We start from the raw sequence: 22482 nt of genomic DNA, 5'->3' as shown, positions 1-22482 counted from the left end.
CTGCGTCACAGTAGCCTCGGACCAGCCATGGACGTCCTCCCCGAGCACCCCGACGACCCGCCGTCGACCCTCCTGATCACGCTGACCGGCAAGGACCGGCCCGGCGTGACCGCCGCCATCTTCACGAGGCTCGCCTCGGCCGGCGTCGAGGTGCTCGACATCGAGCAGATCGTGCTGCGCCGCCGCCTCGTGCTGGGCGTGCTGGTCACGGCACCGCGCGACTGGAAGAAGCTGCGCACGGTCGTCGAGGACGTCGCGGCCGGCCTGGGCATGAACGTCGACGTCGAGCGCGGCGTCGGTGACAACAAGCTCCGCCGCGACGGCCGTTCGCACGTCACCGTCATCGGCTCCCCGCTGAAGGCCTCGGCGATGTCGGCCATCGCCGGCCGGATCGCCGACTGCGGCGCGAACATCGACCGGATCGAACGGATGGCGCGCTACCCGGTGACCGCCATCGACCTGCACGTCTCGGGCACCGACCCCGAGAAGCTGCGCGCCCTGCTGACGATCGAGGCCGCCACGCAGGGCGTCGACATCGCCGTACAGCCCGCCAACCTGATGCGCCGGGGCATGCGGCTCATCGTGATGGACGTGGACTCCACGCTCGTCCAGGGCGAGGTGATCGAGATGCTGGCCGCCCACGCGGGCCACGAGGCCGAGGTCGCCCGGGTCACGGAGGCGGCGATGCGCGGCGAGCTCGACTTCGAGGCGTCGCTCCGCCAGCGGGTCGAGCTGCTCGCCGGCGTCGACGCGTCGGCCATCGACGAGGTGTACGACGCCATCGAGCTCGCCCCCGGAGCGCGGACCATGGTGCGCACCCTGCGGAGGCTGGGCTACCGCTTCGCGATCGTCTCCGGTGGCTTCAGCCAGATCACCGACCGGCTGGCGGCCGACCTCGGCATCCACTACTCCCGTGCCAACGAGCTCGAGATCGTCGACGGCAAGCTCACCGGCCGCATCCTCGGCGAGGTCGTCGACCGAGCCGGCAAGGCCGAGGCCCTGAGGGAGTTCGCCGCCAAGGTCGGCGTCCCAGAGGCCGCTGTGATCGCGATCGGCGACGGGGCCAACGACCTCGACATGCTCAGCGCCGCGGGGCTGGGCATCGCCTACAACGCCAAGCCGCTGGTGCGCGACGCCGCCGACACGTCGGTCAACGTGCCCTACCTCGACGCGATCGTCTACCTGCTCGGCATCTCCCGCGAGGAGATCGAGGCGGCCGACGCCGAGGCCGGCTTCACCACGCCGGCGCCGCCGGTCGGCTGAGCGGTCACTGGCGCCGGCCGACCACGCAGGTCCCGTCGACCTCGTCGTCCAGCACCACCTCCGGCACGAAACCGCGCCACAGCACCCGCGAGGCCGTGGTGTCGGCCTGACGCCGGCTCGTCTCGATGATCACGACGCCGGTCGGCGCCAGCAGCGGACGCGCAGCCGCGGCGACGCGATCCTGCAGGTTCGTGCCGTCAGGACCGCCGTCGAGCGCCGCGGTGGGCTCGTGAAGCCGGGCTTCCGAGGGCATCAGCGCGATCTCGTCGGTCGGCACGTACGGCGCGTTGGCGACGAGCACGTCGACGCGGCCGACGTACTCCTGCGGCACCGAGGCCGCCATGTCGCCCACCTCGGCCCGCCCGCCGAGCGGGTCCAGGTTGAGGCGGGCGTAGTCAACGGCCACCGGGTCGTAATCGCTGGCGAAGACGGTCGCGTCGGCGCGGGCCGTCGCCATCGCGGTCGCCACGGGCGCGGCACCGCAGCACAGCTCCACGAGCAGGCCGTGGCGCGGCAGGTGCTCGAGCGCCTGGTGGAGGAGGAGCTCGCTGCGCCGCCGAGGCACGAAGACCCCCGGGCCGACCTGGATGCGCACGCCCGCGAACTCCGCCCAGCCCAGGATGTGCTCCAGCGGCTCGCCGGCGACCCGGTCGAGCACCGCCGCGGCGAGGTCGGCACCGGCGAACTGCGCGAGCAGCAGCTCCGCCTCGTCCTCGGCGAACACCGAGCCCGACTCCCGCAGCCGCGCCGCGACCTCGACGACGCCGAGCCGGTCAGCCACGGCCCACGTGGAACGCGGCGACCCGGGCCGAGCCGTCGGCCAGGTCGGCCCATGCACCGTCGTACTCGAAGACAGTGAGTGCGCAGGTCGGGTATCCGCCGGTCATCTCGAGGATCGCCGACTCGTCACCCGAGCCGTCGGAGAGCAGCTGCGCGAGGACGCCGACGGTCGGGTTGTGGCCGATCACCAGCACCGACCGGGCCGAGGCGGGCACGAGGCGGAGCAGGTCGAGGGCGGCGTCCGGTCCGGCGGCGTACAGAGCGGTCTCGAAGTCGGGCTCCACCGACCAGTCAGCCGCCTCCGCGACGGCGTCCCAGGTCTGCCTGGTGCGCTCGGAGCTCGACACCAGGACGTGGTCGGGCACGAAGCCGCGCGCGGCCAGCCAGGCGCCCGCCTCGGTGGCGTCGGCGCGTCCGCGCTCGGTGAGCTCGCGCCCCTTGTCGGACGCGCCGACCTGCTCGGCCTTGGCATGACGCATGACGACCATGAGGCGCGAGGAGGGGGCGGAGTCCGTGTGCACCGGCCTAGTGTGACTGCCGATAACCTCCCTGTCATGCCTGCACACTCCCCTGGTCCGCTGCTGATCATCGGCGGCGCCGAGGACAAGCTCCACAAGCGCAGCATCCTGAAGGAGTTCGTGACCTCCAGCGGGGGCTCGGAGGCCCGGATCGCGGTGATCCCCACGGCGTCCTCGCTCGGTGACGAGGTCGTCGAGGTGTACGACGCCCTGTTCCGCAGGCTCGGCGCGGCCGACGTGGTGCCGGTGCGCCCCGAGAGCCGCGACGACGCCCACGACCCCGAGCTGCTGGCCCGACTGGCGTCGGCGACCGGCATCTTCATGACCGGCGGCAATCAGCTCAAGCTCTCCGCGATCGTCGCCGGCACGCCGCTGGCGGAGGCGATCGTCGACGCCCACGAGCGGGGCGTCGTGGTGGCGGGCACGTCGGCGGGGGCGAGCATCCAGTCGTCGCACATGGTCGCCTTCGGCGTGGGCGGGGCCACCCCCAAGCAGCGGATGACGCAGGTGGCCGCCGGCCTCGGGCTGGTCCGGTCGAGCGTGATCGACCAGCACTTCGACCAGCGCAACCGCTACGGTCGGCTGCTCATGATCGTGAGCCAGTCCCCGCAGCTCCTCGGCATCGGGGTCGACGAGGACACCGCCGCCGTCGTGACGCACGAGGACGGTCGCGAGGTGCTGCGGGTGGCCGGCCGCGGCGCCGTGACGATCTTCGACGGGACCCACATGGTGACCAACGCCTACGAGGCCAAGAGGTCGTCGCCGCTGCTGGCCAGCGGCGTCGTGCTCCACGTGCTGCCGACCGGGCAGAAGTTCGACCTGACCCACCGCCGACTCGTGCCCCGTGCGGCCGAGATCGCGCCCGAGGACGCCGCCGAGATCGCCGAGGCGCAGCAGGACATGCGCCAGCTCGCCCGAGACATCGCCGCCGCCGACCGGTCGCCCCAGGCGCTGCGCGCACGGATGGCCCGCAAGCGACCGGCGCGACCAGCCCGCGACTCCCCCACCTCCCCCGACGGAGACCACTCATGAGCGAGCGCCCCACCCCCGACCTGACGATCCTCGAGACCCGCGTCTACCGCGGCGCGAACATCTGGTCCTACGACAAGGCCATCCACCTGGTGGTCGACCTGGGCTCGCTCGAGCAGTTCCCCACCAACACCCTGCCGGGCTTCACCGACGAGCTCGTCGCGATGCTCCCCGGGCTGCGGGAGCACTCGTGCTCCCGGGGGCGGCGCGGCGGCTTCCTCGAGCGGCTCACCGAGGGCACCTGGCTGGGTCACGTCTCCGAGCACGTGGCGCTGGCGCTCCAGCAGGTGGTCGGCCACGACATCCGCCGCGGCAAGACCCGGCAGGTCAAGGGCAGGCCCGGTGTCTACAACGTCATCTACGGGTACGTCGACGAGCAGGTCGGCCTGCTGGCCGGCCGGCTCGCCGTACGCCTGGTCAACCACCTCGTGCAGGGCGACCCCGACCTGGACTGGGAGTCGGAGCTCGAGAGCTTCATCCTGCGCGCCGAGCGGGCGGCCTTCGGCCCGTCGACGCAGGCGATCCTGGACGAGGCGGTGTCGCGCGACATCCCGTGGCTCCGCCTCAACCAGCACTCGCTGGTGCAGCTCGGCCAGGGCGTCCACGCCAAGCGGATCCGCGCCACGATGACCTCCAACACCTCCTCGATCGCGGTGGACATCGCCTCCGACAAGGACCTGACGACCAAGCTGCTCGGCGCGGCCGGCCTGCCGGTGCCCAAGCAGGACTCCGTGCGTACGGCGGAGGACGCCGTCACGGTCGCCGACCGGATCGGCTACCCGGTCGTGGTCAAGCCGCTCGACGGCAACCACGGCCGCGGCGTGTGCCTGAACCTGCAGGGCGCCGACGAGGTGCGCGAGGCGTTCCCGATCGCCGCCGACCAGTCGCGGCGCGGCTGGGTGGTCGTGGAGTCGTTCGTGACGGGCAAGGACTACCGCTGCCTGATCATCAACGGCCGCATGGAGGCCATCGCCGAGCGGGTGCCGGCCCACGTCGTCGGTGACGGCACCTCCACCGTCGAGCAGCTGGTCGAGCTGACCAACGCCGACCCGCGACGCGGGGTCGGCCACGAGAAGGTGCTCACCCGGATCAAGGTCGACGACGCCGCCATCGAGGTGCTGGCCGGCCAGGGTCATCGGCTCGACTCCGTGCCCGACCGGGGCGAGATGGTCAAGCTCGCGCTGACCGGCAACATGTCGACCGGCGGCATCTCGATCGACCGCACCTTCGAGGCGCACCCCGAGAACGTCGAGATCGCGGAGGAGGCCGCGCGGATGATCGGCCTCGACATCGCCGGCATCGACTTCATCTGTCCCGACATCACCGAGCCGGTGCGCGAGACCGGCGGCGCGATCTGCGAGGTCAACGCGGCCCCGGGCTTCCGGATGCACACGCACCCCACCATCGGCGAGCCGCAGTTCATCTCCAAGCCGGTCGTCGACATGCTCTTCCCGCCCGGCACGCAGAGCCGGATCCCGATCGTCGCGGTCACCGGCACCAACGGCAAGACCACGACGAGCCGGATGATCAGCCACATCTTCAAGGGCATGGGCCGCAAGGTCGGGATGACCTCGACCGACGGGGTCGTCATCGACGAGCGTCTGATCATCAAGGCCGACGCGTCAGGCCCGCGCAGCGCGCGGATGGTGCTCCAGAACCCCCGCGTCGACTTCGCGGTCTTCGAGGTCGCCAGGGGCGGGATCCTGCGCGAGGGTCTCGGCTACGAGCGCAACGACGTGGCCGTCGTACTCAACGTGCAGCCCGACCACCTCGGCCTGCGCGGCATCGACACCGTCGAGCAGCTCGCCGACGTGAAGGCGGTGCTGGTCGAGGCCGTGCCGCGCGACGGGCACGCCGTACTCAACGCCGACGACCCGCTGGTGCGCGAGATGCGCCGGCGCTGCTCGGGGCAGGTGGTGTGGTTCTCGATGGAGGAGCCCGGGTCCGAGGTGCGCGAGATGATCGACGCGCACTGCCGCCGGGGCGGCAAGGCGCTGGTGCTCAACCCGTCCGACCGCGGCGAGATGATCGTGGTCAAGCACGGACGCCGCGAGATGCAGCTGGCGTGGACCCACCTGCTGCCCGCGACGTTCGGCGGTCGGGCCCGGATGAACGTCCAGAACGCGCTCGGAGCGGCCGCGGCGTCGTTCGCGGCCGGCGCGCCGCTCCACGACATCCGGCAGGGCCTGCGCACCTTCTCCACCAGCTACTACCTCTCCCCAGGCCGGCTCAACGAGGTCGAGGTCGACGGCGTCAACGTGATCGTCGACTACTGCCACAACGCCCCCGGCATGAAGATGCTCGGAGACTTCGTCGACCGGGTGGGCGAGTCGCTGGAGTCGTCGCACGACCTGGCCCGGCCCTCGCGCATCGGCATCATCGCCACCGCCGGCGACCGGCGCGACGAGGACATGCGCCAGCTCGGCCACATCGCCGCGCAACACTTCGACGTGGTCATCATCCGCGAGGACGAGGCCCTGCGCGGCCGCGAGCGCGGCGACATCGCCAGCCTGGTGACCGAGGGCGTCAAGGACGCGATGGCCGGCGGCGCGCGGTGCAAGCAGGTCGAGACGGTGCTCGAGGAGATCATGGCCGTACGCCGAGCGATGAGCCGCGCCAACAAGGGCGACCTCGTCGTGGTGTGCGTCGACAAGCACGGGGCGGTGATGGCGGAGCTGGAGAACTGGTCCAAGACCGCCCAGGCCGGCTCGGGAGCCTCCGAGGACACACCCACCGCCGACCCTGACTACGTGCCGGCGGCCACCGATGAGTGACGTCGTCGACGGGCACGGCGCCGCACACCGCCGACTGCGGGCCGAGGCCTGCTGGGAGCTGCACGACTTCTCCCAGGGCCGTGGCTTCGAGATCGGGCCGCTGGACTCACCGCTCGTCCGCCGCGACGAGGCCGACGTGCGCTACGTCGACGTCTACTCCACCTCCCACCTGAGGGAGCGCTACGCCGGCAACCCCGACGTCATCTTCGACGAGATCCAGGACGTCGACTTCTCCCTCATCGAGGACGACGGCACCGCCCACACGCTCGCCGAAGCACTCGCGCCTGGCGGACCCTACGACTGGGCGGTCGCCTCCCACGTGGTCGAGCACGTGCCCGACCTCGTCGGCTGGCTGGACCAGCTGGCGCGCGTCGTCGTCGACGGCGGCGCCCTGGTGCTCGCCGTACCCGACAAGCGCTACTGCTTCGACGTGCACCGCCCACTCACGACCGTCGGCCAGGTGCTCGCCGCGCACGAGTCCGGCCAGACGCGGCCCGACGTACGCGCCGTCTACGACTCCAACAGCGCCGCGGCCGACGTCGACACCGGCCGGCTGTGGGGCGGCGAGCGGCCGCCCGGCTACGCCGCCCGCAGCCACGACGCGGCGTACGTCGAGAGCATGCTCGAGATGACGCGGCGCGGCGACTACGTCGACAGCCACGTGTGGGTCTTCACCCCCGACTCCCTCGTCGAGCAGCTGCACGAGCTCCGCCTGCTCGGCCTCGTCGAGTGGTACGTCGACGAGCTGCAGCCCACGCCCCCCCAACGAGCTGGAGTTCAGGGCGCGCCTGCGTCGGATCGCGCGCGGCACCGACCCCCGGGCCGACCAGCCCGGCGAGGTGGCGCTGCCGCACGACCTACCCGGCTGGCTGCACGACGCGCACGCCGCCCGCGCTGCCCTGGCCGAGGCAGAGCGGGGGCGGGCGCGCGCGAGCGCCGGCTGTCGAAGGCGCGCGTCGAACTGCGGCGTACCCGTCGAGAGCTGAAGCGCCTGCGGGCCTCCCGCCAGTGGCGCCTCGGCGGCGTCGTGCTCCGGCCGGCGCGGGTGCTGGGGCGGCTCAGGGGGCGGTGAGGGGGGCCGCCTCTGGAGTCACCGGATATCCGGTGACTCCCGGGGTTCGTGGCCTTTGCGAAGCGCACAAACCCCACGACTCGCCCGCAAACCCCGAGTACGGCGCGCCGTTCACGCGGTCGCCAGCCTGACCTTCGCCGCCAGCGTCTCAGGGGTGTCGGCCGTGCCGCCGTGGGTGGCCAGCCAGTCGTAGCACTCCTGCCGCTCCGCGTGGCACATCAGGCCGACAACGTCTCCTGGCTCGGCCTGCGCGACCATCGCGGCGAGGCACTCGAGCTCGGTCGGATAGGACTCGATCTCCGTGACTCCGACCCGGGCGGCGCCGGCGCGGAGCAGGGCGTCGAGCTCGGCCACGCTGCGACCGCGGAGGTATTGCTGCTTGTGGCCGATGGCCACGACATCGCTGTCGCGCGCTCCGATCTCGCCCAGCATCTCGATCAGGTCGTCGGTACGGTCGCCGACCGCGCCCAGGCCGAGGACCAGGCGACGGCCGGGCGCGCGGACGCCGTTCATGATCTCGATCATCGCCTCCAGGCCGGCCTCGTTGTGCGCGAGGTCCATGACGACCGAGACGGCCCCGGACGGGACGGGCACCGTGAAGAAGTTCATCCGGCCCGGGTTGTGCTTGGGGTCGGGCCGGAACGTCCGCAGCCCCTCGATCACCACGTCGCGCGGGATGCCCATCGCAAGCGACGCCGACGCGGCGGCGAGGGAGTTCTCGACGTTGAAGCGCGATAGTCCGGCGAGCGTCATCGGCACGTCGACCAGCTGGATCAGGGGGTCGGGGTCCGCTCCGGGCTGCAGCACGCACAGCCAGCCGTCGATGACCGTCGTGGCACGCCCGCCCTCGCCGAGCACCTCGCGGAGGCCCGGTGAGTCGGGGTCGCGGGAGAACACCCACGGCCTGGCCACGATGACCGAGCGCATCGCGTAGACCCGCGGGTCGTCGGCGTTCAGCACGGCCCAACCCTGCCTGCGTGTGATCCGGGGCACGACCGCCTTCACCTCGGCGAGCTGGTCGAGGGTGTCGATGCCCTGCTGGCCCAAGTGGTCGGCGGTGACGTTGGTGACCACGGAGACGTCGTTGCGGGTCAGCCCGATGCCCTTGAGCAGGATGCCGCCGCGGGCGGTCTCGGTCACCGCCAGCTGCACGTTGTGCGCCAGCACGCGTCCCGCGCCGCTCGGGCCGGAGTAGTCACCGGCCTCGACCAGCTCGCCGTCGACGTAGATGCCGTCGGTACTGGACCAGCCCACGCGCAGGCCGTTGCCACGTGCGATGTGGGCGATCATCCGGCTCGTCGTCGTCTTGCCGTTGGTGCCGGTCACCGCGACCACGGGCACCTTCGGGGTGATCGTCTGCGGGACGGGACCCCGAGGCGACTCGGCGACCCGCGCCGCGGCCGCGCTGACCAGACCGTCGACGTCGGTGCTCGGCAGGTGGTCGATCACGTCGGCCACGGCCTTCCCCATCGCCTCGGCCCGCTCGCGGTTGCGCCACGGGAAGGCCACCACGACCTGGTTGGCGTCACTCGAGGACCGCACGCGTAGGGCGAGCCGCGCCGTACCCGACTCCGCGGCGACGGCCCGCACCAGCCTCTCCACGGCGCGCAGCGCGAACCGCTGCCGGAACCCGGTTCCGGGCTCGCCCGGCCGCGCGTTCCTCAGGCCGATCCGCCTGGCGAAGCGGACCGCCCGGTCCGTCGGGGCGGTGGCGATCGACCCGATGTCGAGCGTCAGCTTGATGGCGGCCCGGGGGAAGTAGAGGTTCGGACCCTCTAGCACACGCAGCTCGACGAGGGAGGTCACGACGGAACCGTACTTCGTCCACTCTCCCTCGCCCCAGCGGTGCCTCAGCCACATTCCATGGCCGGCCGAACGTGGGTGAGCCACCGCTCGGATCACCCGGCCCGGCGGGGCGGTGCGTCGGCCACATTCCACGGCCGGCCAAAGGTGGCTCAGCCACCGCTCGGACCACCCGGCCTGTCGGGGCGGTGCGTCAGCCACATTCCACGGCCGGCCAAAGGTGGCTCAGCCACCGCTCGGACCACCCGGCCTGTCGGGGCGGTGCGCCAGCCACATTCCACGGCCGGCCAAAGGTGGCTCAGCCACCGCTCAGATCACCGGCCCCGTGGGGCGGTGCCTCAGCCACAATCCGAAGACTGTCGAACGTGGCTAGCTCACCGATCGGAACCGGCGAGAGGAGACGGGCACCCGACCGAAAAGCGACCTCCAGCGCCGTCCCACCTCGGGTGGCGGCCCGTCGTACCCGCCGCTCAGCAGCTCGCGGTAGACCTCCGCGACCACCGTGCGGGGGCGACCCAGCTTCTCCCTGGTCACCTGGACGTAGCGGACCTGGTGCCGGCGCATCACGGCGTACCGGTCGATGTCGGAGGAGTACTGCGCCCGGTCCTCCTGATGGTGGCCGCCCTCGTACTCCACCGCGACGCCCCACCTCGCGAACCACAGGTCGGCGAGGATGGCCAGCTCCCCCGTCAGGTCGACGGGGACGTTGAGCTCGGGATCGGGCAGGTCGGCGAAGGTCAGGACCGCCCGGACCTCCGACTCCCTGAGCGACCGGGATCTGCCGTTGAGATGCGGCAGGATCCAGAGCGTCTCCATCGCTCCCCGGCGCCACAGCTGACCCGTCGCGAGGGCCGCGATCGAGTCGAGGGTCGTGTGCCCGTGGTGCAGCAGCCAGTCGCCCACCTTGATCGCATCGAGCACCCGAGCCTCGGCGCAGTAGGCGAGGTAGGCGGCCGCAGGGACCACTCCCACGTCGTCGGTGGGCGGCATCAGGACGGTGCGGTGCAGCATCACGCCCTCCATCGCCAGGTGCAGGTCCCCCGTCACGACGAACCGCACCGGGCTGTGCGGGCCGTAGTCGAGGCCCAGCTGCTGGAGCCGCGTGATGCCGGTGGTGCGAGCCTCCGTCGGCAGGGCCAGCGCGGCGGCGGTCACGTGCTCCTCGTCACTGAGCCGGTGGTCGCGATGCCGATAGACCCGCGGGTGCACCCGCACGAAGCGCGTGCCCTCGAGGACGCGCGCCGGGATGCCCGCGGCGAGTGCCGTCGTACGCGAGAAGGGTCCGTGGAGGAGCTCGTCGGGGATCCGGTGCACAACCGCCATGCCACCGCAGCGCCACGGCGCGCGCGAGCAGCCTCCGGAGCGACTGTGGAGTACGGCGCGTCGGGCGTCGCTGTGGACGGGATCCGGGCCGGATCCTGCCGGTCACCCAGCTGGGCGGTGCGTCAGCCACAGTCCGGAAGCTGCGGAATGTGGCTAGCTCACCGCTCCAGCGAGAGCGACGGGAAAGACCGGGAAAGAACCGGAAAGCCGGGAACAGACGGCGAGCGGGCCCCTCAGAGCCCCATCGCGTGGAAGCCACCGTCGACGTGCACGATCTCGCCGGTGGTCGCCGGGAAGAAGTCGGAGAGCAGAGCACACACAGCCTTGGCGGTGGGCGCGTGGTCGGCCTCGTCCCAGCCCAGGGGGGCGCGGTCCTTCCACGCCGACTCAAGGTCCTCGAAGCCCGGGATCGCCTTGGCGGCCAGCGTCTTGAGCGGGCCTGCGGACACCAGGTTGCAGCGGATGCCGTCGGGGCCCAGGTCACGGGCGAGGTAGCGGGAGGTCGACTCCAGCGCCGCCTTCGCCACCCCCATCCAGTCGTACGCCGGCCACGCGATGCTCCCGTCGAACGTCAGCCCGACGATCGAGCCGCCCTCGCCCATCAGCGGGCGGGCGGCCACGGCCAGCGACTTCAAGGAGTACGACGACACGTGCAGCGCCTGGGCGACGTCCTCCCAAGGCCCCTGCATGAACTTGCCCCCGAGCAGCGTCTCGGGGTTGCCGTACGCGATCGAGTGGACGACCCCGTCGAGCCCGTCGACGTGCTCGCGTACAGCGTCGGCCAGGCCCTCGAGGTGGGCCGGGTCGGTGACGTCGAGCTCGATCACCGGGGGCTCCGACGGGAGCCGCTTGGCGATCCGGCGGGTGATGCCGAGGGCCCGGCCGAAGTTGGAGATGAGCACGGTGGCGCCCTGCTCCTGGGCCACCTTGGCGGTGGCGAACCCGATGGAGGAGTCCATCGTCACGCCCGCCACCAGGATGCGCTTGCCGTCGAGGATCCCCATGTCAGTGCCCCATTCCGAGTCCACCGTCGACCGGGATGACTGCCCCGGTGACGTACGCCGCGCCGTCGGAGGCCAGCCACGCGACCGCGGACGCGACTTCGTCCGGGGTGGCGTAGCGCCCCAGCGGCACCTGGTCCTTGATCTTGCTCTTCTGGTCGTCGGTGAGCACCGCCGTCATGTCGGTCTCGACGAAGCCGGGGGCCACGACGTTCGCCGTGATCGAGCGACTGCCCAGCTCGCGTGCGAGCGAGCGGGCCATGCCGACGAGCCCGGACTTGGAGGCGGCGTAGTTGACCTGGCCGGCCGAGCCGAGCAGCCCGACCACCGACGAGATGAAGATGATGCGGCCGCGACGCAGCCGGAGCATGCCCTTGGCCGCTCGCTTGGCCAGCCTGAAGGAGCCGGTGAGGTTGGTGGCGATGACGCTGTCCCAGTCGTCGTCGGACATCCGCAGCACCAGCGTGTCGGCGGTGATGCCCGCGTTGGCGATCAGCACCTCGACCGGCCCATGTGCCTCCTCGATCTCCGCGAAAGCGGCATCTACGGCGCCCTGGTCGGTGATGTCGCACCGCACGTCGAGGGCGCCATCGGGCGCTCCCCCGCTGCGGGTCGTCACCGCGACCTTGTCGCCGTTGGCGATGAACGCCTCTGCGATGGCGCGACCGATGCCCCGGTTGCCACCGGTGACCAGGACCGAACGGGGTTCACTCACGGGCCACGACGCTAGCCATTACCGAGGGGTAGGCCCAAACGGTCAGTGGCAGGGAGCAGGTCACTCGTCCTCCAGCCTGAAGCCGACCTTCATGCCGACCTGGTAGTGCTCGACGGCGCCGTCCTTGGCCTGGCCACGGATCTGCGTGACCTCGAACCAGTCGATGTGGCGCAGCGTCTGCCCGGCGCGCGAGATGCCGTTCTCGATCGCCTCGTCGATGCCGTCGGGCGAGGTGCCGACGATCTCGGTGACGCGGTAGGTGCGGTTGGACATGGTCTCTCCTGATGGGTCTGGGGGGATCTGCATCGTAGCGACGTACAGTGGCAGGCATGGCTCGCCGGCACGCCCACGACGACGCGGCCGCGGTCAGGATCACGACAGCCGCCGCCAGTCGCGAGGCCGACATCTCCGCCCGGCAGCGCCGCTACGTCATCTCCATGACGATCCGCACCCTCTGCTTCGTCGGCGCGATCCTCGTCGGGCCGGGCTGGCTGCGCTGGGTGCTGGTGGCCGGAGCCTTGCTGCTGCCCTACGTCGCCGTCGTCATGGCGAACGTCGCCGAGCCCCGCTCCGACGGCTTCGAGCTGCGCCAGGACCTGTCCCGGAATGCGCTCCCAGCCGGCCCGGATGAGCCATTCAGGACACCTCCGTCCGATCCCCGTGCATACCCCGACCCGCCCGGCCGACAGGGCCCCCTGTGAGTTGGAATTCGGTCTCGTTCATGCAAGGATCGGCGCGATGAGTTCAGCATCCCCCGTCTGAATTCGTCGTGGTGCCGGACGGCTTCCCCCGTGGCTGTCCGGCACCTCTCATTTCGCCGCAGCCGCTCGCGCGAGGAGCCATGGACCAGCCCGACGAGGTCGACCTCTGCTCGGCCAAGGGCTGCACCGCCCCGGCTGTCTGGGCGCTCCAGTGGAACAACCCCCGCATCCACACGGCGGATCGCCGCAAGACGTGGCTGGCGTGCGACGAGCACCGGGAGAGCCTCTCGGCCTTCCTCTCCGCCCGCCAGTTCCTGCGTGACGTCGTGCCCCACTCCCACTGAGGAGTACGCCGGGCGCCCAGCCGCGGAGATCAGCCGCGGAGATCAGCCGCGGAGATCAGCCGCGGAGATCAGCCGCGGAGGTCAGCCGCCGATCGCCGACATCGGCCGCGTGGGCTGGAGGAAGCTCGGGTCGTCGATGCCGTGACCCGCGAGCTTTCCGCGCATCGCGATCACCCAGCGCTCCGCGATCTCCTCGTCGTCGGCGCCCGAGCGCAGCGCCGTACGCAGGTCGGACTCGCTGCGGGCGAACAGGCAGTTGCGCACCTGCCCGTCGGCCGTGAGGCGCACCCGGTCGCAGTCACCGCAGAACGGCCGGGTCACCGAGGCGATGATGCCGACCGTGGCCGGGCCGCCGTCGACGCTGAACAGCTCGGCCGGGGCGCTGCCGCGCGGCTCCACGGCGGGGCTCAGGTCGAACTCCGGCTCCAGCCGCGCGAGGATCTCCTCGGCGGTGACCATCTCCGTGCGTGACCAGTCGTGCTGGGCGTCGAGGGGCATCTGCTCGATGAAGCGGAGGTGGTATCCCTCCGCGATGCACCAGCGCAGCAGCTCGGCTGCCTGGTCGTCGTTGACGCCGCGCAGCAGCACCGCGTTGATCTTGACCGGGCCCAGGCCGGCGTCGCGCGCAGCGGCCAGGCCGGAGATGACGTCGTGCAGCCGGTCGCGCCGGGTGATCTGGGCGAAGGTCTCGGGGCGGATGGTGTCGAGGCTGACGTTGACGCGGTCGAGGCCGGCGTCGGCCAGCGTCCGGGCGGTGCGGGTCAGGCCCAGGGCGTTGGTGGTGAGCGAGGTCTCGACGCCGCCCAGCTCGTGAGTGCGCCGCACGATGTCGGGCAGGCCGCGGCGCAGCAGCGGCTCGCCACCGGTGAAGCGCACCTCGCGGACACCCAGCTGCCGGACGCCGATCGTGACCAGCCGCACCACCTCGTCGTCGGTGAGCGTCTGCTCGGTCGGCAGCCAGTCGAGTCCCTCGGCCGGCATGCAGTAGGAGCAGCGAAGGTTGCAGCGGTCGGTCAGGGACACGCGCAGGTCCGTGGCCACCCGGCCGAATCGGTCTTCCAGTGCGTGAGTCACCCACCCATCCTAGGCGCTGCGCCCAGCCTGGCCGTCGGGTGGACCACGGCGCAGATTAACCTCGTGCGAGTGCGACGCATCGGGTTCCTGCTCAGCCGTAGGTGGCTGGTGTTCCTCGTCGTCGTCATCGCGCTCGCCTGGCTGGCATGGCGCCTCGGTGAGTGGCAGTTCGACCGGCTGGCCGACCGCAAGGAGCGCAACGCCATCATCGAGCGCAACGAGGCCCTGCCACCGGCGCCCGTGACCGAGGTGCTCGCCGTGGGCGACGAGGTGGGCGCGGACGAGCAGTGGCGGGTCGTGGAGGCCACCGGCACGTACGACGTCGACGACACGGTCGTGGTGCGCTACCGCTCCCGCGACGGCGCGTCGGGCGTCGACCTGGTCGTCCCCCTCGTGCTCGACGACGGCACGTCGCTGCTCGTCGACCGCGGCTGGGTGGCCGCCGACGCCGACAGCACGCCCGACGAGCTGCCGCAGCCACCGGCCGGCGAGGTCACCATCACCGCGTGGGTCCGACAGGACGGAACGGGAGGCAGCACGACCGTCACCGACCACTCGACCCGGGCCATCTCCAGTGAGCGCATCGGCGAGGCCCTCGACCGGCCCGTGCTCGGCGGCTTCGCCGACCTCAGGTCCGAGTCACCGGAGCCCGAGACCCCCCTGCGGCAGGCGGAGCTGCCTGAGCTCGACAACGGACCGCACTTCTTCTACGGGCTGCAGTGGTGGTTCTTCGGCCTGCTCGCCGTGTTCGGCTTCTTCTACCTGGTGTACGACGAGTGGCGAGGCGTCCGGCGACCGTCCCGTCGACACGGGAGTCACGCGGACGACCCGCCTGAGCCCGCGGCCGACCTGGAGCACGACGCCCACCAGGGATGACGCTGCCGACACCCCGGCGGGAGACGGCTACGTCAGCCAGGCGTTGCGCTGCACCACGGGCAGTCGCTCCCAGGCCTGTCCGAGCCCCGCCGTACGACCGGCGCGCAGCGCGGCCAGCAGGACCAGGACGAGGGCGTAGACGAGGTGGTCGTCCATGAACGGGTTGTTGGCGGGCGGCAGCACGGCTGTCCACATCATGATGAGGAGGGCTGCCCCCGAGGCCGCGGCGACGCGCATGGCGATGCCGAGCATCAGGGCGGACCCGATGGCCAACAGGCTGGCCATGAAGAGCCAGTCGGCCCAGGCCGCGCCGGCGATGTCGTTGTAGATGCCCTTGAACGGTCCCGCCGCGGCGAAGGACAAGAAGCCCTCCGTGGGGCTGCCGCCGTTGAGCCACGAGTCGGCCCTGGCCGTCGCGTAGCCGAAGCCGAAGACCTTGTCGAGGAAGGCCCACAGGAACACCCAGCCGAGGCTCAGCCGGAGCGCGGCGGACGCGTAGCGCACCACCTGGGCGGCCTTCGTCTCGGTGGCGGGAGGCTCGACGGGGGCGAAGGTCGCGTTGGGGAGGCGGGCGTCCTGGTCGCGGGACTGGGTGGTGCGCATGGTGTCCTCCTGGACAGTCGGGCGCTGCTGACGAGCCCACGCTCCCGCGATGGCGGAGCTGCGGTCAGAGGAGGACGTCGGGCCTCTACGGGACCAAGGTCAGTGCGGCTCGGGAGCTGCCCGGTCAGGGCTGCGGGTGCTGCGCCGCGAAGACCGCGGCCTGCGTACGACGCTCGAGGCCGAGCTTGACGAACAGTGCCGACACGTAGTTCTTGACCGTCTTCTCCGCCAGGAACATCTCCTCGGCGATCTGCCGGTTGGTCAGGCCCTTGCCGATCAGGTCGAGGATGCGCTTCTCCTGGGTCGTGAGCGACGCCAGGGCGGCGTCCTCCTCCGGGCCCGACCGGAGCCGGTCCAGGACCTTCTCCGTCACGGCGGGGTCCAGCATCGACTGGCCGGCCGCGACCCGCCGCACCGTCTCGACGAGGTCGTTGCCGCGGATCTGCTTGAGCACGTAGCCGGCGGCACCGGCCATGATCGCCGCGAAGAGCGCGTCGTCGTCGTCGTACGACGTGAGGATCAGCGCGGCGATCGACGGATCCTGAGACCGGACCTCTCGGCACACGTCGACGCCGGAGCCGTCCGGCAGGCGCCCGTCGAGGACCGCGACGTCCGGCCGCAGCGCCGGGATGCGGCGTACGGCCTCCCGGGCCAGCCCGGACTCGCCCACGACCTCGATGTCACCCTGGCTCTCGAGGAGCTCGCGCAGACCACGCCGGACGATCTCGTGGTCGTCCAGGAGGAAGACCCGGATCTTGGGCGTGGGCTCGGCGGTCATGCACCCACGCTACGCGCCGTCCGGCCCGGCGCAGCCGATCGAGGAGCGCGGAGCCCGCGCCGACAGGACCAACGTCCCAAGCATCTCTGACGGAGTCCCCTGCCCCGAGGGGCGCCCGGCGACCAGCGTGGGGGCATCCGTTCCGAGGAGGACCGCCGCATGATCGACATCCAGAACCGTGGGCACCACGGCGCCGTGGCAGTCGCCCCGGTCAGCGGCTCGTCCCGGCGCCGCCCCCGCGGGGCCGTGGTGGTCGGCGTGGACGGCTCCGCACGCAACCGGGCCGCGGTCGCATGGGCGGTGCACGAGGCCGCGTCGACGGCCCGGTCGCTGACCTTGGTCTCCGTCCTGGGTGACTACGAGGTGCCGATCCCCCACCACTCCGTCGGCACCGACGAGGACCGGGACTGGAAGATGCTCCGCCGGCTGGCCTCGGACATCGCCCGGGACCGGCCGGAGCTGACGGTGTGCCACGAGATGGACGCCGACGGCACGGTCACGGCCCTCCTCGCCCGGTCGGTGGACCAGGGCCTGCTCGTCGTCGGCAAGCGCGGTCTCGGCACCTTCGCCCGCGCCCTGATCGGATCCACCTCGATCGCCGTCGCGGGCCGGTCCCGCGTGCCCGTGGTGGTCGTCCCCGACAGCTGGGCAGGGATCCGGCACGGGCACCAGCCGGTCGTGGTCGGCCTCGACCCCAACGACGAGCACTCGGAGGCTCTGGCCTACGCGTTCACCGCGGCCCGTCGCCGCGGTGTCACGCTGGTGGTCGCGCACGGCTGGGAGACCCAGCCGATGCTGGTCCGCAGCACCTCCGCCACCTGTGTCGATGCCGCGTACTGGAAGGAGCACGGCCTGCGTCGGGTCAGCGACGCCGTCGCCGCCCTGCGCGCGGAGTTCGACGACGTCCGTGTCGAGCTGGTCCACCGACGAGGGCATCCCGCGACGGTGCTCCTCGAGCTCGCCGAGGACGCCCAGCTCCTGGTCGTCGGCCGGCACGACGACGGCCGGCTGGGCGGGTTCGCGTTCGGGTCCGTCACGCGAAGCGTCCTGCACCACGCCGAGGTGCCGGTAGCCGTCGTACCCTCCGCGAGCCTCCGCCGACCTCGGTGAAGGACGCGGGCGACGTGGTGGGGCAGGGCGCCGGCGGCGTCCGGCCGCCCGGCACGGGCTCCCGGGCCGCGCGGGCGTACGACGCGAGCATGGGACTGCCCGTGCCCAGCGCGGCCGATTCAGGGGAGCTCCCGACAGAGGTTCGGGGACGGGACGCGCTGCGCACGGCGGCGGTGCGAGCCACGCTCGCACCCTCCGTCCTGCGCACGGAGCCGTGGCGCCTGGTGCTGACCGGCACGTCGCTGGAGGTGCGCGCCGACTGGCACCGCCGGCTGCGGGCCCTCGACCCGGCCGGCCGACAGCTCGTGATCAGCTGCGGACGGGCGGTCCTCAACGCCCGGGCCGCGCTGGCCGATGCCGACCGCGCGGTCCTGGTCGAACGCCCCCCGGCACCGGCGGACCCGAACCTCCTCGCGCTCCTCTCCCTGCTCGGCGAGGGTGGCGGGGATCCCTCGCTCGCCCGGCTGGCCGCCGCCATCACGGATGCCCGGACCTCGGCACCCCCGGTCGTGGCCGAGGAGGTGATGGTGCCTCCCTCGGTCGCCTTCCTGCGTGCTGCTGCCAGGACGCACGACGTCACCCTCGATGTGGTGTCCGAACCCGGGCAGCTTCTTCTGGCAGCGCGGCTCAGCCGCCTGGCCCTGTTGCAGCAGGAGTCGGATCCCGCGTGTCACGCCGAGCTGCGCGCCTGGAACAGCACACCGCTCGAGGACGGTGCGGATCCCGTCTACAGGCAGGTGATGGTCATCTTGGGGACGAGCCGGGACACCCGCGTGGACTGGCTGCGCACGGGCGAGGCCCTCCAGCAGCTCGCTCTCGAGGCGAGGGGCTCCTTCTCGGTCCACCTCCTTCCCCACCTGATCGAGAGCCCCCTGGCCCGGGAGGAGCTGCGCACCGGGATGGGGCTCGGCGTACACCCCCAGGTGGTCCTCCAGCTGGCACCTCCGGTGTCCGGGCCTGCGACGCGTCGCCGCCGGCTGGTGGACGTGCTCTCGGTCGAAGACTGATCACGGCCCGAAAACGGGTCTACCGTGCAGACATGCCCCCGGCGAGCCCCGAACGCGACGCGACCGTCGGGAGCGCGCCCTCCCCCGCCGGGGTCGAGGGCCCGCGCCTCGAGCTGGACGTCCTGCTCAGGCAGCTCGTCGACCGCGCCGAGGACGTCATCGCCACCCAGGGACGACTGAGGGGCCTGCTGCACGCCAACGAGCTCATCCTGGGCGACCTCGCGCTGCCCGTCGTCCTGCGCCGGATCGTCGAGGCGGCCGCAGAGCTGGTGCACGCCAGGTACGCCGCTCTGGGGGTCATCGGGCCCGACAAGGGCCTCGAGCAGTTCATCCAGGTCGGCGTCGACGAGGAGACCGCGGGCCGGATCGGCCACCTCCCCGAGGGCAAGGGCCTGCTGGGCGCTCTGGTCGACGACCCCCGCGCCATCCGGCTGCGGAACATGGCGGACGATCCCAGGTCGGTCGGCTTCCCCGAGCACCATCCGCCGATGGCCGGCTTCATCGGGGTCCCCATCCGCATCAGGGACGAGGTCTTCGGCAACCTGTACCTGTCCGAGCGCGAGGTCGGCGAGTTCACCGTCGAGGACGAGGAGCTGGTCTCGGCCCTGGCCGTGACCGCGGCGTCGGCCATCCAGAACGCCCGGCTGTACGCCGAGGCTCGTCGCCGCCAGGACTGGCTCCAGGCGGCCACCGAGGTCACCCGTCAGCTGCTCACCCTCGACGGGGCCGAGCCGCTGGGCCTGATCGCGCACCGGCTCACGGACCTGTCGGACGCCGACGTGGTCACCGTGGCCCTCCCCACGCACGACGGGACGCAGCTGATGATCGAGGTGGCCACCGGAGAGCATGCCGAGGAGCTGACCGCGATCACCTACGCGGCCGCCGGCACCATCTCGGGTCTCGCCATCGACAGCGGTGAGCCCATCCTCATCGGCGACGTGGCCGACGCGCCGGAGATCAGGGTCCACCTGTCCGACGTGGTGAGTGTCGGCCCGGTGATGGCCATCCCGCTGATCGGGTCCCGCGGCGTGCTGGGTGCGATCGTGATCGGTCGCCTCCAGGGTCGACGCCGCTTCAGCGAGGTCGAGCTGGACATGGCCCGCACGTTCGCCAACCACGCCACGATCGCGCTGGAGCTGGCCGACCTCAGGGTCGACCAGCAGCGCGTCGTGCTGCTGGAGGATCGCGACCGGATCGCCCGTGACATGCACGACCACGTGATCCAGCGACTGTTCGCCGCCGGCCTCACCATGCAGAGCGTGGCCTCGGAGCTCGGGGACACCGAGGGCGCGCGGCGCCTGACGGGAGCGATCGACGACGTCGACGACACGATCAGCCAGATCCGCACCACCATCTTCGCGCTGCGGGGCGCCAGGGAGCACCCGGTGTTCGGCACGGTGCGCCAGCGCCTGATGGAGGTCATCGTCGAGCACACCGCGGCGTTCGGCTTCACCCCGCACCTGAGGTTCGCCGGCCCGATCGACCAGGTCGTGCCCGAGGCGTTGGTGGACGACCTGAGCGCGGTGCTGCGGGAGTCGCTGACCAACATCACCCGGCACGCTCAGGCGACCCGGGTCGAGGTCGTGGTGTCTGCCACCGGCGACGAGGTGCAGGTCGACGTCATCGACGACGGCGTCGGGATCGGCTCATCCACGCGGCGCAGCGGCCTGACCAACCTCCGCAGCCGGGCCGAGAAGCACGGCGGGCGGCTCACCGCTCCCGAGCACGACGGGACGCACCTGCGCTGGGCGGTGCCGATCCCGGACGATGCCGGCCGCGCCGACTAGGGCGCGACCTCCTCGAGCCCGCTCCGCGAGAACTGCGTGCGGTACAGGTCGGCGTACAGCCCACCCGCCGCGAGCAGCTCGTCGTGCGTGCCGCGCTGCACGACGCGGCCGTCGTCGAGCACCAGGATCAGGTCCGCGTTGCGCACGGTCGAGAGCCGGTGCGCGATGACGAGCGACGTCCGGTGCTCGAGCGCCGCGTCCAGCGCGCGCTGCACGGCGGCCTCCGACTCGCTGTCGAGGTGTGCCGTCGCCTCGTCGAGTACGACGATCGCCGGTGCCTTGAGCAGCAGCCGGGCGATCGCGAGACGCTGGCGCTCCCCGCCGGAGAGCCGGTAGCCGCGGTCGCCGACCACGGTGTCGAGCCCGTCGGGCAGGGCCCGCACCAGCGCGGCGATCTGAGCCGCCTCGAGTGCCGCCCACACCTGCTGGTCGTCGGCCCCGGGCCGGGCGTAGAGGAGGTTGGTGCGGATGGTGTCGTGGAACATGTGGGCGTCCTGGGTCACGTAGCCCACCACGTCCTCGAGCGACTCCAAGGTGACGTCGCGGACGTCCTGGCCGCCCACCCGGACGGTGCCGGAGGTGGGGTCGTAGAGCCGGGCCACGAGATGGGTGACGGTCGTCTTGCCCGCACCCGAGGGCCCGACGAGAGCGACCATCTGGCCGGGCTCGGCGGTGAACGACACCCCGTGGAGCACCTCCCCCGAGTCCTTCGACGGCGTGCGCGCCACCGACTCGAGCGACGCGAGCGAGATGTCCTCCGCTCGCGGGTAGCCGAACGAGACCTCGTCGAACTCGAGACGAGACGCCCCGGCGGGGAGAGGGACCGCGTCCGGCCGTTCCTCGATGAGCGACGGCAGGTCGAGCACCTCGAACACCCGGTCGAAGCTCACCAGCGCGGTCAACACGTCGATGCGGACGTTGGAGAGGCTCTGCAGCGGACCGAGTAGCCGGAGGAGCAGCGTGCCCAGCGCCAGGATGGTGCCGATCGTCAGCGTCCCGTCGATGACGAGGTGCCCGCCGACGCCGTAGACCAGCGCCGTGGCCAGGGCCGGCACCAGGAGCATCGCGGCCACGAAGACCCGCGTGATCAGCGAGATGCGGATGCCGAGGTCACGCACGTTGGCGGCCTTGCCGGCGAAGAGCCGGTCCTCCACGTCGCGCCGGCCGAAGAGCTTGAGGAGCATCGCGCCGCCGACGTTGAACCGCTCGGTCATCGCGTTGCCCATGTCGGCGTTGCCGTCCATCTGCTCGCGGGTCAGGCCGGCCAGCCGGCCGCTCACCCATCGCGAGGTCAGCAGCAGGATGGGGAAGAGCAGCAGGCACAGGAGCGTGACCTGCCAGCTCAGCGCCAGCATCGCCACGCCCACGACCACCACGGAGATCAGGCTGGAGACGGTCGTGGAGAGCGTGGAGGTGAACGCGCGCTGGGCGCCGATCACGTCGTTGTTGAGGCGGGAGACGAGAGCGCCGGTCTGGGTGCGGGTGAAGAAGGCGAGCGACTGGCGCTGCACGTGACCGAAGACCTGGGTGCGAAGGTCGAAGATCAGGCCCTCGCCGATGCGCGACGAGAGCCAGCCCCCGACGACCGACAGCACGGCCCCGACCAGGGCGACCACGGCCATCCCGACCGCCAGCCAGGTGACCAGCGCGCCGTCCTTGCCGGCGATGCCGTCGTCCACGAGGCGTTGCACCAGCAGCGGCGTCACCACGACCAGGCACGCGTCGACCACGGTGATCGCCAGGAACCCGGTGATCAGGGCCCGGTGCGGGCGGGCGAACCCCAGCACGCGGCGTACGGTCTTCCGGTCGACACGCCCCTGGTCGACGTTGCGGTCCGTGCGCATGTGACGCCATGCGGGACCCATCCCCGAACTCAATGACATGTGTGTCGTCCTTCCACCCTTGGGGCGAACGCGGCGGGCGG

General features: G+C 71.8%; 21 protein-coding genes. 10 read left to right on the top strand and 11 right to left on the bottom strand.

The window, feature by feature from the left end; all coding sequences use genetic code 11:
• Window positions 1-27 precede the first annotated feature (27 nt).
• The gene (serB, locus tag ACP7BP_RS09960; protein ID WP_426244438.1) at window positions 28-1263 is read left to right on the top strand and encodes a phosphoserine phosphatase SerB; all 1236 of its coding nucleotides are present in this window, start codon (window positions 28-30) and stop codon (window positions 1261-1263) included.
• Between the two features lie 4 nt (window positions 1264-1267).
• Here serB and ACP7BP_RS09955 read toward each other — a convergent pair whose 3' ends face one another.
• Together ACP7BP_RS09955 and ACP7BP_RS09950 are read right to left on the bottom strand one after the other, a co-directional pair.
• Window positions 1268-2044 carry a putative protein N(5)-glutamine methyltransferase gene (locus tag ACP7BP_RS09955; RefSeq protein WP_426244437.1) on the bottom strand — a complete coding sequence of 259 codons (777 nt, stop codon included), beginning with the start codon at window positions 2042-2044 and terminating at the stop codon, window positions 1268-1270.
• On the bottom strand, window positions 2037-2564 hold the full coding sequence (locus tag ACP7BP_RS09950) for a SixA phosphatase family protein (RefSeq protein WP_426244436.1): 528 nt from the start codon (window positions 2562-2564) through the stop codon (window positions 2037-2039). Before ACP7BP_RS09950 ends, ACP7BP_RS09955 begins: the two co-directional genes overlap by 8 nt.
• A 33-nt stretch (window positions 2565-2597) precedes the next feature.
• Between ACP7BP_RS09950 and ACP7BP_RS09945 the strand changes: the two genes are divergently transcribed.
• Genes ACP7BP_RS09945 through ACP7BP_RS09935 form a run of 3 tightly spaced genes read left to right on the top strand, consistent with a single transcriptional unit; the run spans window position 2598 to window position 7436 of the window.
• Window positions 2598-3593: a cyanophycinase gene (locus tag ACP7BP_RS09945; RefSeq protein ID WP_426244435.1), complete on the top strand. Its 996-nt coding sequence runs from the start codon at window positions 2598-2600 to the stop codon at window positions 3591-3593.
• A complete protein-coding gene (gene cphA / locus ACP7BP_RS09940; protein ID WP_426244434.1) occupies window positions 3590-6364 on the top strand; it encodes a cyanophycin synthetase in 2775 nt (924 codons plus the stop codon). Before ACP7BP_RS09945 ends, cphA begins: the two co-directional genes overlap by 4 nt.
• On the top strand, window positions 6357-7436 hold the full coding sequence (locus ACP7BP_RS09935; protein ID WP_426244433.1) for a class I SAM-dependent methyltransferase: 1080 nt from the start codon (window positions 6357-6359) through the stop codon (window positions 7434-7436). The genes cphA and ACP7BP_RS09935 overlap by 8 nt, the downstream gene beginning before the upstream one ends.
• A 111-nt stretch (window positions 7437-7547) precedes the next feature.
• Here ACP7BP_RS09935 and ACP7BP_RS09930 read toward each other — a convergent pair whose 3' ends face one another.
• The 5 genes from ACP7BP_RS09930 to ACP7BP_RS09910 all read right to left on the bottom strand — a co-directional run bounded on the left by ACP7BP_RS09930 (window position 7548) and on the right by ACP7BP_RS09910 (window position 12551).
• Complete coding sequence (locus ACP7BP_RS09930; RefSeq protein WP_426244432.1) at window positions 7548-9242, bottom strand: Mur ligase family protein; 1695 nt, start codon at window positions 9240-9242, stop codon at window positions 7548-7550.
• Between the two features lie 366 nt (window positions 9243-9608).
• On the bottom strand, window positions 9609-10562 hold the full coding sequence (locus ACP7BP_RS09925) for a hypothetical protein (RefSeq protein ID WP_426244431.1): 954 nt from the start codon (window positions 10560-10562) through the stop codon (window positions 9609-9611).
• Window positions 10563-10795: 233 nt separating this feature from the next.
• Complete coding sequence (gene fabI / locus ACP7BP_RS09920) at window positions 10796-11566, bottom strand: enoyl-ACP reductase FabI (RefSeq protein WP_426244430.1); 771 nt, start codon at window positions 11564-11566, stop codon at window positions 10796-10798.
• A gap of 1 nt (window position 11567) precedes the next feature.
• On the bottom strand, window positions 11568-12278 hold the full coding sequence (locus ACP7BP_RS09915) for a beta-ketoacyl-ACP reductase (RefSeq protein WP_426244429.1): 711 nt from the start codon (window positions 12276-12278) through the stop codon (window positions 11568-11570).
• Window positions 12279-12338: 60 nt separating this feature from the next.
• Window positions 12339-12551, bottom strand: a complete 213-nt coding sequence (locus ACP7BP_RS09910) for a dodecin (RefSeq protein ID WP_426244428.1) — start codon at window positions 12549-12551, stop codon at window positions 12339-12341.
• Between the two features lie 56 nt (window positions 12552-12607).
• Between ACP7BP_RS09910 and ACP7BP_RS09905 the strand changes: the two genes are divergently transcribed.
• Complete coding sequence (locus tag ACP7BP_RS09905) at window positions 12608-12979, top strand: DUF3099 domain-containing protein (protein WP_426244427.1); 372 nt, start codon at window positions 12608-12610, stop codon at window positions 12977-12979.
• Between the two features lie 140 nt (window positions 12980-13119).
• Complete coding sequence (locus tag ACP7BP_RS09900) at window positions 13120-13323, top strand: acetone carboxylase (protein ID WP_426244426.1); 204 nt, start codon at window positions 13120-13122, stop codon at window positions 13321-13323.
• Window positions 13324-13404: 81 nt separating this feature from the next.
• On the opposite strand, the gene moaA is transcribed toward ACP7BP_RS09900, so the two are convergent.
• On the bottom strand, window positions 13405-14397 hold the full coding sequence (moaA, locus tag ACP7BP_RS09895) for a GTP 3',8-cyclase MoaA (RefSeq protein WP_426244425.1): 993 nt from the start codon (window positions 14395-14397) through the stop codon (window positions 13405-13407).
• 63 nt (window positions 14398-14460) lie between these two features.
• Here moaA and ACP7BP_RS09890 point away from each other — a divergent pair, with 63 nt between their 5' ends.
• Window positions 14461-15273, top strand: coding sequence for an SURF1 family protein (locus ACP7BP_RS09890; protein WP_426244424.1), 813 nt, complete (start codon window positions 14461-14463; stop codon window positions 15271-15273).
• Between the two features lie 27 nt (window positions 15274-15300).
• Here ACP7BP_RS09890 and ACP7BP_RS09885 read toward each other — a convergent pair whose 3' ends face one another.
• Together ACP7BP_RS09885 and ACP7BP_RS09880 are read right to left on the bottom strand one after the other, a co-directional pair.
• Window positions 15301-15876, bottom strand: a complete 576-nt coding sequence (locus tag ACP7BP_RS09885; protein ID WP_426244423.1) for a hypothetical protein — start codon at window positions 15874-15876, stop codon at window positions 15301-15303.
• 124 nt (window positions 15877-16000) lie between these two features.
• Window positions 16001-16654, bottom strand: a complete 654-nt coding sequence (locus ACP7BP_RS09880) for a response regulator (protein WP_426244422.1) — start codon at window positions 16652-16654, stop codon at window positions 16001-16003.
• 159 nt (window positions 16655-16813) lie between these two features.
• Between ACP7BP_RS09880 and ACP7BP_RS09875 the strand changes: the two genes are divergently transcribed.
• The 3 genes from ACP7BP_RS09875 to ACP7BP_RS09865 are packed head-to-tail and all read left to right on the top strand — an operon-like array spanning window position 16814 to window position 20558.
• Window positions 16814-17764 carry a universal stress protein gene (locus tag ACP7BP_RS09875; protein ID WP_426244421.1) on the top strand — a complete coding sequence of 317 codons (951 nt, stop codon included), beginning with the start codon at window positions 16814-16816 and terminating at the stop codon, window positions 17762-17764.
• The gene (locus ACP7BP_RS09870; protein ID WP_426244420.1) at window positions 17761-18771 is read left to right on the top strand and encodes a hypothetical protein; all 1011 of its coding nucleotides are present in this window, start codon (window positions 17761-17763) and stop codon (window positions 18769-18771) included. The genes ACP7BP_RS09875 and ACP7BP_RS09870 overlap by 4 nt, the downstream gene beginning before the upstream one ends.
• Window positions 18772-18803: 32 nt before the next feature.
• The gene (locus tag ACP7BP_RS09865) at window positions 18804-20558 is read left to right on the top strand and encodes a GAF domain-containing protein (protein ID WP_426244419.1); all 1755 of its coding nucleotides are present in this window, start codon (window positions 18804-18806) and stop codon (window positions 20556-20558) included.
• Here the strand turns inward: ACP7BP_RS09865 and ACP7BP_RS09860 are convergent.
• Window positions 20555-22402: an ABC transporter ATP-binding protein gene (locus ACP7BP_RS09860; protein ID WP_426244418.1), complete on the bottom strand. Its 1848-nt coding sequence runs from the start codon at window positions 22400-22402 to the stop codon at window positions 20555-20557. The genes ACP7BP_RS09865 and ACP7BP_RS09860 overlap by 4 nt on opposite strands.
• Between the last annotated feature and the right edge of the window lie 80 nt (window positions 22403-22482).

The organism is Nocardioides sp. LHG3406-4 (genome assembly GCF_049897745.1).
GTDB lineage: Bacteria > Actinomycetota > Actinomycetes > Propionibacteriales > Nocardioidaceae > Nocardioides.
This window is presented reverse-complemented; position numbering and strand designations above follow the sequence as displayed.

What these genes read in the sequence shown, in the direction of transcription:
- cphA (WP_426244434.1), top strand. Translation starts at nt 3,590, where the DNA reads ATGAGCGAGCGCCCCACCCCCGACCTGACGATCCTCGAGACCCGCGTC.
- ACP7BP_RS09905 (WP_426244427.1), top strand. Translation starts at nt 12,608, where the DNA reads ATGGCTCGCCGGCACGCCCACGACGACGCGGCCGCGGTCAGGATCACG.
- ACP7BP_RS09865 (WP_426244419.1), top strand. Translation starts at nt 18,804, where the DNA reads ATGCCCCCGGCGAGCCCCGAACGCGACGCGACCGTCGGGAGCGCGCCC.
- ACP7BP_RS09900 (WP_426244426.1), top strand. Translation starts at nt 13,120, where the DNA reads ATGGACCAGCCCGACGAGGTCGACCTCTGCTCGGCCAAGGGCTGCACC.
- serB (WP_426244438.1), top strand. Translation starts at nt 28, where the DNA reads ATGGACGTCCTCCCCGAGCACCCCGACGACCCGCCGTCGACCCTCCTG.
- ACP7BP_RS09910 (WP_426244428.1), bottom strand. Translation starts at nt 12,551, where the DNA reads ATGTCCAACCGCACCTACCGCGTCACCGAGATCGTCGGCACCTCGCCC.
- ACP7BP_RS09925 (WP_426244431.1), bottom strand. Translation starts at nt 10,562, where the DNA reads ATGGCGGTTGTGCACCGGATCCCCGACGAGCTCCTCCACGGACCCTTC.
- ACP7BP_RS09935 (WP_426244433.1), top strand. Translation starts at nt 6,357, where the DNA reads ATGAGTGACGTCGTCGACGGGCACGGCGCCGCACACCGCCGACTGCGG.
- ACP7BP_RS09880 (WP_426244422.1), bottom strand. Translation starts at nt 16,654, where the DNA reads ATGACCGCCGAGCCCACGCCCAAGATCCGGGTCTTCCTCCTGGACGAC.
- ACP7BP_RS09875 (WP_426244421.1), top strand. Translation starts at nt 16,814, where the DNA reads ATGATCGACATCCAGAACCGTGGGCACCACGGCGCCGTGGCAGTCGCC.
- ACP7BP_RS09945 (WP_426244435.1), top strand. Translation starts at nt 2,598, where the DNA reads ATGCCTGCACACTCCCCTGGTCCGCTGCTGATCATCGGCGGCGCCGAG.
- ACP7BP_RS09860 (WP_426244418.1), bottom strand. Translation starts at nt 22,402, where the DNA reads ATGCGCACGGACCGCAACGTCGACCAGGGGCGTGTCGACCGGAAGACC.
- fabI (WP_426244430.1), bottom strand. Translation starts at nt 11,566, where the DNA reads ATGGGGATCCTCGACGGCAAGCGCATCCTGGTGGCGGGCGTGACGATG.
- ACP7BP_RS09885 (WP_426244423.1), bottom strand. Translation starts at nt 15,876, where the DNA reads ATGCGCACCACCCAGTCCCGCGACCAGGACGCCCGCCTCCCCAACGCG.